2 protein-coding genes are annotated in these 854 nt (G+C 67.8%); both read left to right on the top strand.

Translation table 11 applies throughout. The features are described 5' to 3' along the window. Positions 1-18: 18 nt before the first annotated feature. The gene (crcB, locus tag A8G08_RS04080) at positions 19-417 is read left to right on the top strand and encodes a fluoride efflux transporter CrcB (RefSeq protein ID WP_068270495.1); all 399 of its coding nucleotides are present in this window, start codon (positions 19-21) and stop codon (positions 415-417) included. Continuing rightward, complete coding sequence (gene crcB / locus A8G08_RS04075) at positions 414-782, top strand: fluoride efflux transporter CrcB (RefSeq protein WP_068270492.1); 369 nt, start codon at positions 414-416, stop codon at positions 780-782. The genes crcB (A8G08_RS04080) and crcB (A8G08_RS04075) overlap by 4 nt, the downstream gene beginning before the upstream one ends. The last annotated feature ends 72 nt before the right edge of the window (positions 783-854 follow it).

The following is an 854-nucleotide window of genomic DNA, read 5'->3' as shown; positions in this document are numbered from 1 at the left end:
GGTCGGAAGGGAGGCGCGGTGCTCGGCCACGACCGACGCGTGCTGGTCGCGATCTTCGTCGGCGGAGCGCTCGGCGCGTACGCCCGCGCCGGGCTTGGCAAGGTGCTCGTCACCGACCCCGGACAATGGCCGTGGTCGACGTTCATCGTGAATATCGTGGGCGCCGCGCTGCTGGGTTACTTCACGACGCGCCTGCTCGAACGACTGCCACTGTCGAGCTACCGCCGGCCATTCCTCGGCACCGGATTCTGCGGCGGGTTGACGACCTTCTCCACGATGCAGGTGGAGACCGTGTCGATGCTCGAGCACGACAACTACGGACTCGCGATCGGCTATGTCGGCGCGAGCGTCGTGGCCGGCCTGGCCGCGGTGTATCTGACCACGGCGGCGGTGCGCCGAGTGCGGGTGCCGCGATGAACACGCTGCTTGTCTGGGCCAGCGTCGGAGTCCTCGGCGGGATCGGATCGATCCTGCGGTTCCTGGTGGACACCGCGGTCGCCCGCCGCGCCGCGCGATCGTTCCCCTACGGCACCCTTACGGTCAACTTGTCCGGCGCGTTCGTTCTCGGCCTGTTCAGCGGTCTCGCATTCAGCGAGCACGTGGCGTTGCTCGCCGGCACCGCACTGGTCGGTTCCTACACCACGTTCTCCACCTGGATGCTGGAGACCGAACGGCTCGCCGAGGAACGTCAGATCGTCGGCGCGGTCGCAAACATCGTGGTCAGCGTGGTTGTCGGCGTCGCCGCCGCGACACTCGGGCGCTGGCTCGGAGGGCTATGGTGAACGCGGCCGAGGAGTTCGGTGTGAACGAGGATTGTCTCGCCCTGACCACCTATTTCGGCGAGCGGCAACGGG

Source organism: Aldersonia kunmingensis (assembly GCF_001646865.1).
In the GTDB taxonomy this organism is placed as follows: domain Bacteria; phylum Actinomycetota; class Actinomycetes; order Mycobacteriales; family Mycobacteriaceae; genus Aldersonia; species Aldersonia kunmingensis.
This window is presented reverse-complemented; position numbering and strand designations above follow the sequence as displayed.